This is a genomic window from Rhodococcus sp. 14-2483-1-1, assembly GCF_002259335.1.
GTDB lineage: Bacteria > Actinomycetota > Actinomycetes > Mycobacteriales > Mycobacteriaceae > Rhodococcoides.
This window is the reverse complement of record NZ_NPFX01000022.1, coordinates 165757-174751: the sequence shown is the minus strand read 5'-3', so window position 1 is coordinate 174751 and position 8995 is coordinate 165757. Positions and strand designations below refer to the sequence as shown.

The following is an 8995-nucleotide window of genomic DNA, read 5'->3' as shown; positions in this document are numbered from 1 at the left end:
ATCGAGGAGCACCTGTACGAATACCATCGGCGTTCGGTACCAATGCGGTCGAATGCTCGTCACTACCAACCAGGGGACAGAAGTGAAACTGATCAGAACAGCTACGGTCGCGGTGGCGTTGACCGCTGCGGTAGCCACCGGAGCGGGCCACGCCGTAGCAGATCCGTCGTCGGACACGGTTAACTACCAGACGTCGGTCAACCCGGATGGATCCGTCAAGACCATCCTCGACGCCGGGCTGTTCCGGGTCGATGCGACGAGCGAGACAGTGTCGATCATCGATCAGTCCGGTGCCACGCTCGCATCGGTTCCGCTGGAGTACACCATCAACGGCACGGTCTACTCGATCGCACCCCTGATCGGTGCCGAGGGTCGCGAGCTGACCTTGACTCCGCAGACTGTTCCCGTCGCCGACGCTGTGGGCCCTCGTACCAAGCAGCAGGCGTTCGACAACATGGTCAACCAGCTGGCAATCGGCTGGAACAACGGCGGCGGCGTCGGTACGGCAATCGGTGCAGGCCTCGGCTTCGCCATCGGCTGCGTGTCCATCTTCCCGAACTTCATTTCCGGTTGCATCATCGGAACTGTGATCGGAACCGTCGCCGGCGCGGTCATCGGAACGGCCAACGGCAACCCGCAGGCACAGCCCGCGGTCTTCGAGTACTTCACCACTCCGTAAGACGCGACAAGCGCTTACAGACGCACACGACACGGAGGGTAGGGCGGCAAGCGCCCTACCCTCCGTTTTACGTTCGGCCGGTCAGCGCCCGGCGCATGGACACGGCCTTGACCATCGTTTCCTCGAACTCCTCATCGGGATCGGACAGTGCCACGATCGCACCGCCGACCCCGTAGGTCACCTCGTGCTCGGTGGCGACGATCGTGCGGATGACGATCGAGAAGTCCGCAGTGCCCGTGATCGAGAAGTAGCCGATGGCACCCGAATACACTCCGCGCGGGCCGTCTTCGAGCTTGTCGATGATCGCCATGGTGCGGATCTTCGGGGCCCCGGTCATGGATCCACCCGGAAACGCAGCGCGGATACAGTCCGCCGCCGACGCGTCGTCACGCAGGCGACCGCGAACCGTCGACACCAATTGATGCACAGGGGCATAGGTCTCGACATCGAACAGCTTCGGCACATGCACCGAACCAGGAATACACACCTGAGCCAGATCGTTGCGGACCAGATCGACGATCATGAGGTTCTCGGCCTTGTCCTTCTCGTTCGCGACGAGGTCGGCCTTGAGTGCGTTGTCCTCTTCGGAAGTCGCTCCGCGTGGACGAGTTCCTTTGATGGGCTTGGACTCCACGATGCGGTCTGCGTCGATTCGTAGGAAGCGCTCGGGTGACGCGCTCAAGACCGACACCTCGGGAAAATTCAAGAACGCACTGTACGGAGTCGGGTTGATTTCCCGCATGAACGAATACGTTGCCGCAGGGTCGATCGAACCCGCCAACGTAGCGGTGTTCGTCAAACAGACCTCGTAGGTCTCACCGGAGCGGATTTCGGCGAGGCACTGGGAAATCAAATCGAGGTAGTGGGCGCGATCGTGCCGCAGTCGCGGTTCGAGCGAGTGCTCTGCTCCGAGCAGAGGAGTACCGGACGCGCCCATGCCGGAGCGGGCCGCCTGTGCGGATCGACCGGACAGGACGCGCAGTGTGGCGGTTGTCGAGTCGAACCACTGCGCCAGGACGGGGTCACCGGGCGTGGTGGCCAATCCCATCAGATAGAGGGTGCCGGCCTCGTGGTCGAAGACCAACGCGCGATCCGCGAAGACCATGGAGGCATCGGGGGTGGCAGCTGTATGCACCAATTGTCCGCCGGTGTCGGCCTTCAACTCGTAGCCGAGATATCCGACGTAGCCGAGTCCGAAGGCAAACGGAAGGTCGTGGCGAGGGGGAGTGGCGCGCTCGCGCAATCGATCGTCGATGTAGTCGAAGAACGTGGAGTGAACGCGCTCCGTCGTACCGTCGGCACCCTGCACGGACACCATGGTCTCGGCAACGGAGTAGGTCACGTACTCGGCGTGTGGCCCCGAGCAATCGCCCATGACGGTGAACCTGCATTCGGGCTCGAGTGCTGCGCTGCCGTCCAGCCAGAAACTCTTCTTACCGTCGGCGTAGAGCGTGGCGAAAACCTGCTCGGGATCGAAAGCCTCGTCGAGAGAGCGAGTTTCGATGGTGAACATCGAATCCTGGGTACCTGCAGCACTCGATGCGTTGGACTGCGCCAATGTCAGGTCTCGGAAGTTGGCGAGCAGCTCGCGTCCGTACTCGGTGCTGATGGACTCGGGATGGAATTGCACTCCCCACATCGGCTTGCTGCGATGCCGAACGGCCATCACCAAGCCGTCGGGTGTCCATGCGACTTCCTCGAAGTCGGCGGGTGTGCGTGTCACGACCAGTGAGTGATACCGAACCACCGAGTAGGGAGACGGGATTCCGGCGAAGAGATCGACACCGGTATGAGTGATATCGGTGATCCTGCCGTGCATCGGTGCCGGTGCGAGATCGACACTGCCACCGAACAGGTGGCACAGCCCCTGGTGCCCGAGGCATACACCGAGAATCGGCAGACCGGATTCGGTGATCACTCGACTGCTGATGCCGAAGTCCTGCTCCAGATCAGGGCGTCCGGGCCCGGGGGAGATGACGACGTTGTCGTAGGCGTCGAAGTTCAGAGACGTCCATTCTACGTCGTTCTTGACCACTGTCGGCGGACGGCCGTTGACCTCGGCCAGCAGGCTGTACAGGTTGTAGGTGAACGAATCGTAGTTGTCCACGAGGAGTGTGTTGATGGTCATCGACGTGCTCTACCGTTCACTATCGGGGCCGAGCCCGGCAGCCGGAGAGTCGATGATCAAGTCCTCGACACGACATGCTTCGGCAATCATCGATCGGTACAGCTCTTCGAGGAAGTCGGGGGACAGGCCATTTGCGGACGCGAATTCTCGCGCGCGTTCGGTCACCAAACCGACGCGACCGGGTTGCATCATCGGAATGGAATGTTCGCGCTTCACGTGTGCAACTCGGACACACACATCGATACGGTCTCGAATTGCAGCGCGCAGAACTTCGTCTATTCCGTCCAACTCACGCCTCAGCTCGGCAAGCTTCTGCTCACCTGCAGCGCGATGACCTTCGGATTTCGCCTCGGAGGCAGCTGCGCGCAGGGCGTCGTTGGAGCGTTGATCAGAATCCTGGCTCACGAGTTACTGCCCCCTGATGTTTCGACTCCAGTGGTGATGATTATCGGAATGCACCGACAATTGTTACGGCAGCCATTGCCGATCTACGTCCTGCGCGGTAATCGATGCTCGATCATGACACCTCGCGCGGTTTCACCGCCACTCAACAGTATTGGAACCCGCGAAAGCGCGACGACAAACACACCACCCTCATCCGGAACGTACGTCGAGTTGGAATAGCACAAAAAAACTGCACCGCCGGATTGTTTCCAATCAGGCGGTGCAGACGACGATTCTCATGCTCCGCGGCGCTTGACCTTCAACAAATCCAAGCGCTCTTTGAGGAGTTCTTCCAGCTCGTCCACCGAGCGCCGTTCGAGCAGCATGTCCCAATGGGTGCGCGGCGGCTTGACCTTCTTGGCCTCCGGCGCGGTTCCCTCGATCAGCGACCCTTCGAGACCGTTACGGCAAGCCCAGGTGCCGGGGATTTCCGCGTCGTCGGCGAAGGGGACGTCGAACTCCTCACCGTTGTCGCATCGGTAGCGTGCAACGCGGCGAGGTGCCAGGTCGTGATCACGATCGGTCTCGTAGCTCACGGCTCCGAGTCGGCTACCTCGAAGTACACGATCTGCCATGGTGAAGTCCTCTCCATCGATAGTAGGTACGCGAGTCGGTGTCATCGGTCGACACCGAGCTACACCGTCTACCCACTGATCTACAACGTCGCCGCGCGTCGGTTCGTTCCCCGGGCCGATGAGCCCCGGTGCGATGCCATCGGCGCAGCTGGTGAATGCATCCTACCTTCCTGTCGCAGTAGGCTGAACGACCATGTCCGTCAGAACTCGCCGTGACCAGACGTGCACGTGGTGCGGACGCCCTGTCGCCGACTCCGGAACCGGACGCAAGCGACGGTACTGCCGTCAGTCGTGTCGCCAACGTGCCTACGAGCAGCGCAGTGCGATGAAGGAAACCTCGATTCCCGACGACGCCGTCATCTTGACGGCCGAAGAGGCGTCGGCGGCGGCCGATCGCGCGTTCGAGGTCCGCTGCGCCGCCGAGGACGTGAGCACCGCGGTCACAGAAGGTGCCGACATCCCGGAGTTGCACCGCTTGTGTGCCGAGCTGTTGACCAAGGCGCGCGATGCGGAGCGGCTGCGCTGAGTAGAACAGCAGGGAACGGCTGGTGAAGCGCCCTCACCGAACTGTGGTTCCATCCTCGTTCACCGGCACCGTGGACAATGGACGGGGTTCGCGCATGTGCGCGGATGAAAGAACACGAAGAGGAGCTCCATGGCGTTCTGGGATCAACTCAAGTCCAAGGCACAGGAACTGAACGGGCAGCTGCAAACCAAGACCAGCCAGTTCAAGAACAAGGAATTTGCCAACGGCAGCATGGCCATGTGTGCGCTCATCGCGGCAGCAGACGGCACCATCGATCCTGCCGAGCGTCAGAAGACGGCAGCCCTGATCGCCGGTAACGAGGCCCTGCGGGTGTTCGAATCCGACGAACTTCGTCAGAAGTTCGACTGGTACTGCGACAAGCTGCAGGGCGATTTCGACTTCGGGAAGGTCGAAGCAACTGCCACGATCGGCAAGCTGAAATCGAAGCCCGACCAGGCGCGAGCCGTCATTCAGATCGGCATCATCATCGGCGGTGCCGACGGTCATTTCGACGATCACGAGAAGGCTGCCGTCCGCAATGCATGCTTTGCTGTGGGAATCGATCCGGCCGAGTTCGAGCTCTGAGACCTTCCGACCGATAGAGGACGAACACTCGATCGCAGCAACGGCGATCGGCGAAGGCGCACCTTCGCCGGTCGCCGTTGTCGTCCGCGGACTGTGTGCGCTGTGAAATAGCCGGAATGCCGGGATACTTGGGTCACTCCGACTGCATGTGCCGATGTCGTCGATCCGTTGGAGATCCGGTTGCGACCCACCAGCAGAGAGACCGTGCATGACAGTTGCCGCGATCTACCTCGTCATCGCCTTCGGCTTGGGCGGACTCGCCATGGCTGTCCGGCTACCTCCACTGGTCGGCTTCCTGGCGGCCGGCTTCGTCATCAATGCTCTCGATGTCGGTGAGATGCCCCAACTCGAACTGATGGCAGACCTCGGTGTCACATTGCTGCTGTTCGCGATCGGTCTCAAGCTGGACGTGCGGATTCTGCTGCGCCGAGAAGTGTGGCTGACGACGTCGATACATCTAATTTTCAGCGTCGTGCTCGGTACCACCGTCCTGTGGCTCGCGGCCGTCGCCGGAATGGCCATGCTGTCCGGGCAGAGCACAACGACGATTGCGTTGCTCGCCTTCGCCATGTCGTTCTCGAGCACTGTATTCGTCGTCAAAGTTCTCGAAGAACGAGGTGAATCGCACGCTCTCTACGGTCGTGTGGCCATCGGAGTGCTCGTGATGCAGGACATCGTTGCCGTGGTGTTCCTTACCGTCACCAGCGGCACACTGCCCAGTCCGTGGGCGGTGACTCTCGTACTCCTGTGGCCCCTGACACGAATCCTCCGGAGGGTGTGGAGCGGGCTGGGCCACGGCGAGATGCAGTCGCTCTTCGGCATCGTGATGGCCCTCGTTCCGGGCTACGCCTTGTTTTCCGCACTGGGGCTCAAAGGAGACCTGGGAGCGTTGATCATCGGCGTTCTCCTGGCGTCGCATCCGGCTTCCTCCGAGCTGTCCCGATCGCTGTTTCATATCAAAGAACTGCTGTTGGTCGGCTTCTTCGTTTCCATCGGCCTGTCCGGTTTGCCCGATGTTCCCAGCCTGGGCGTCGCACTACTGATGGTGCTCCTACTGCCGCTCAAATCGGTGCTGTACCTGGCGCTGTTCGCCATGATGAAACTGCGGTATCGAACCGCGCTGCTCGCGGGACTGAGCCTGATGAACTATTCCGAGTTCGGTCTGATCGTCGTCTCGGTCGGAGTGACGACCGGGCTGCTGGCACCGGCCTGGCTGGTGGAAATGTCGATTGCCGTGGCGTTGAGCTTCGTCGTGTCGGCCCTGGTGAACGGTCGGGGACACCTGATGGTGGAGAAGATCGCGGCGCGATTGCCCGATCAGGACGATCAGAGCCTGCACCCGGAGGAACGCTCCGGGGACGCGGGCGACGCCGAGGTCGTCGTGATCGGAATGGGGCGTGTCGGCTTCGCGGCGTACCAGCGACTCACCGAGCATTACAGACTCAGCGTGGTGGGGGTCGACTACGACGGTCCTCGGATTCGTCGACTCGCCGAACAGGGTCTGCGAGTGTTGGAAGGGGACGCAACCGATCTCGATTTCTGGAATCAGCTGCGGCACTCGGAGTCGGTGCGGATCGCGGTGCTGGCAATGCCACGTCACGGAGCCAACGTCACAGCACTCGCCTGTCTCCGCGAATCCGGATTCAGCGGAACCGTCGCGGCCGTCGCCCGCTACGACGACGAAGTTCAGTGGGCCAAGGAACACGGTGTGGACATCGCGTTCAACGTCTATGCCGGTGCCGGATTGGAATTGGCAGATCAAGTGGGACACGGTGCACCAGATCCCGTAGGCGACGCGGTCGACCCCGAGTCCGACAAGCCCCGCCGTCCGGACAGCGTGACATGACCCAGGGGAGTGAACCTGTTGCGACGAGTCGATGGACCCGCCCGCGTGTACGTGCCGGCAATCCCCTTGGCAGCAATGTCCGACGACAACAGGCCTTGTGGGTCGACACACTTCATGTGACGTCGGTGCTCGTGACCTGCAAGGCCAGCCAGACTATGGCGAAACGTCACAGTGACGTAATGAGTTCTTCACAGGGGGACTATCGCGGCGACAAAGCAAGAGTGAAGCATCAGTGCGATAACAGCGAAATCGACAACGCAGGCGACTGAAGAACATCGGGTCGGTAGTCCGCAAGCATTCATCGATACCCACGGACGCACGGACGCACGGACGGTCACCGGGCAAGTCAACGGATGTAGGACGAAGAACCCCCGAGCATTGATGGTGGATCGAAACCGTGAACTCGACGATGATCGTCAACGTCGACCAGCTGCGTTCTTTTGCCGATAATCAACATTATGTCAACTAACGCTGACCGTCGTGCAGTTCGCGCACTCCTGGCCTGCCTAGTTCCCGTGCGAGGTCCAGCCTTCCCCTGGCACTGCCTCTTCCGTGTCGGTTGCGAGAAGCCCGTCGTCAACCGTGTTGGAATCGGGCCGAGAGTCTTCGATCAGCTCACGGGTCGACGTCGGTTCATCGCCGTCGATGGCGGGTTCTTCCAGGCCGGTGTCGTAGTCGTCGTCTGTCGAGGGGTTTCGATCGCTCACGGTGATGGTCTCCAAGTCTGTTCGTAGGTCTGACGTATCCAAATCGACATGGCCCGACAGGAAACTCGATGACATGGAACGCTACCCCGCTCGCGTTTCCGGGAGACGCGTCGCCGGCGAAATGCAATGGCCCTCAATGAATAAGCAAGTCAGCACTAGCGGCGACGCAACATTTATGTCACTCTGTTCGTATGACTACCGGAAAGGCTGACACAGCCTCCATCGCGTGAGCGCCGTGCGGATCCCCTCGACTTCTTCGTCGCACGGGACATTCATCGAAGACCCCCATTCAGAACTCATTCGCAGTGTCGTGTCCGAGCGCGATACCTATCTCGGTCACGGAATGCGCGCCGGACCATCGGATCGACACTCTGCCGAATCTGCTGTGGCACAGCTGTATCGACATGCCGACCTCCCCGTTCCCCGCTTCGTATGGGAACTTTCTCCGGCTGCTGCAGCGGCCCGCATTGCCGAGGACAACCTGGCTTACGCTGTAACCTTTGCCGTCGAGGGCCCCACCTGTGCATCGGCTCGCATCGCGACACTGCTCTCCATTTCACGGTCCCGAATGGACGCATGCATTCGGTTGCCGGTGAGCGAACGGCCACCGCCCCGGTGGCCGATGACGATCCGGTCTCAGGCGCTCAGAGCAGCCCAAGGTCGCACAGCGGCTGCGGTACGACATCAGCCACCCGAAATGTCGGTCCGCGCGGGCATCGGACTCAACCCGATCATCCGATCGACGGTGTGGGACTCGTTGCGCACCAGCTTGTTCGACGGCGTCGCAGCAGCAATCAGGACACTGATGCCGCCCCTTGTCGGCGGAATCCCCTGGTACGGCCAGCAAGAAGCTCACCGCATCGCGTACTACGAAATATACCGCCGCCTCGGCCTCGCAACCTTCCAACCACAGGACAACGAACTGCTGGACGCACTTGTTGCCCTGACCGAATCGACGGGATGGTGGTGGGCGTTCGACGACGTCTGCGTCATGTCCGAACGACCGACCGCGCTGCACTCCGAACCCATTCCCGATCGAGTACACGGTGAACGACGGCTGCACCACCACGACGAACCGGCGCTCCAATTCGCTGACGGCAGTGCGGCATACGTCCTGAACGGCACAATTGTGCCGGATTGGGTGGTGCTCGACCCGAGCGTCGAACGCATCACCGTCGAACGCAACGTCGAGATCCGCCGCTCCGCAATCGAACGCATCGGGTGGGACAACTACATCGACGCTGCAGGACTCGCGCTGGTCGACAACACCGACGATCCTGGCAACGACGGCTGCACCCTGCAGCTGTTCGCCACCCCCGCCGGCTGGGGCGGCGAGGGTCGAGTGCTTCTCGCTGTCAATGGGTCTCGCGAACGCGACGGCCAGCGCAGACGCTACGGCCTCTACGTTCCAGGTGAATTCTCCTCGGCCCTCGACGCCGCAGGCTGGACCTACGGCCTCAGCGGAGAAAACTACGCCCAATTGCTCCGCCGAACCTGAACCTACT

Annotated in this window: 9 protein-coding genes; 5 read left to right on the top strand and 4 right to left on the bottom strand. The window is 61.4% G+C overall.

Translation table 11 applies throughout. The features are described 5' to 3' along the window. Positions 1–82 precede the first annotated feature (82 nt). A complete protein-coding gene (locus tag CH294_RS21865; protein WP_032377910.1) occupies positions 83–679 on the top strand; it encodes a hypothetical protein in 597 nt (198 codons plus the stop codon). A 67-nt stretch (positions 680–746) separates the two neighbouring features. Here the strand turns inward: CH294_RS21865 and pabB are convergent, their stop codons facing one another. The 3 genes from pabB to CH294_RS21850 all read right to left on the bottom strand — a co-directional run bounded on the left by pabB (position 747) and on the right by CH294_RS21850 (position 3826). Continuing rightward, on the bottom strand, positions 747–2807 hold the full coding sequence (gene pabB / locus CH294_RS21860) for an aminodeoxychorismate synthase component I (RefSeq protein WP_094739069.1): 2061 nt from the start codon (positions 2805–2807) through the stop codon (positions 747–749). A 9-nt stretch (positions 2808–2816) separates the two neighbouring features. Beyond that, positions 2817–3212 (bottom strand): chorismate mutase family protein, encoded by a 396-nt coding sequence (locus CH294_RS21855; protein WP_249305443.1) that lies wholly within the window; start codon positions 3210–3212, stop codon positions 2817–2819. Between the two features lie 275 nt (positions 3213–3487). After that, positions 3488–3826, bottom strand: a complete 339-nt coding sequence (locus tag CH294_RS21850; RefSeq protein WP_027497120.1) for an RNA polymerase-binding protein RbpA — start codon at positions 3824–3826, stop codon at positions 3488–3490. A gap of 193 nt (positions 3827–4019) precedes the next feature. Between CH294_RS21850 and CH294_RS21845 the strand changes: the two genes are divergently transcribed. The 3 genes from CH294_RS21845 to CH294_RS21835 all read left to right on the top strand — a co-directional run bounded on the left by CH294_RS21845 (position 4020) and on the right by CH294_RS21835 (position 6783). Further along, positions 4020–4352: a hypothetical protein gene (locus CH294_RS21845; RefSeq protein WP_032403441.1), complete on the top strand. Its 333-nt coding sequence runs from the start codon at positions 4020–4022 to the stop codon at positions 4350–4352. Positions 4353–4481: 129 nt separating this feature from the next. Next, a complete protein-coding gene (locus tag CH294_RS21840) occupies positions 4482–4937 on the top strand; it encodes a TerB family tellurite resistance protein (protein WP_027497122.1) in 456 nt (151 codons plus the stop codon). 208 nt (positions 4938–5145) lie between these two features. Continuing rightward, on the top strand, positions 5146–6783 hold the full coding sequence (locus CH294_RS21835) for a cation:proton antiporter family protein (protein WP_032403442.1): 1638 nt from the start codon (positions 5146–5148) through the stop codon (positions 6781–6783). 506 nt (positions 6784–7289) lie between these two features. Here CH294_RS21835 and CH294_RS21830 read toward each other — a convergent pair. After that, positions 7290–7490, bottom strand: a complete 201-nt coding sequence (locus CH294_RS21830; RefSeq protein ID WP_141216534.1) for a hypothetical protein — start codon at positions 7488–7490, stop codon at positions 7290–7292. Between the two features lie 310 nt (positions 7491–7800). Here CH294_RS21830 and CH294_RS21825 point away from each other — a divergent pair, with 310 nt between their 5' ends. Next, positions 7801–8988: a DUF6745 domain-containing protein gene (locus tag CH294_RS21825; RefSeq protein WP_249305441.1), complete on the top strand. Its 1188-nt coding sequence runs from the start codon at positions 7801–7803 to the stop codon at positions 8986–8988. Positions 8989–8995: the final 7 nt, after the last annotated feature.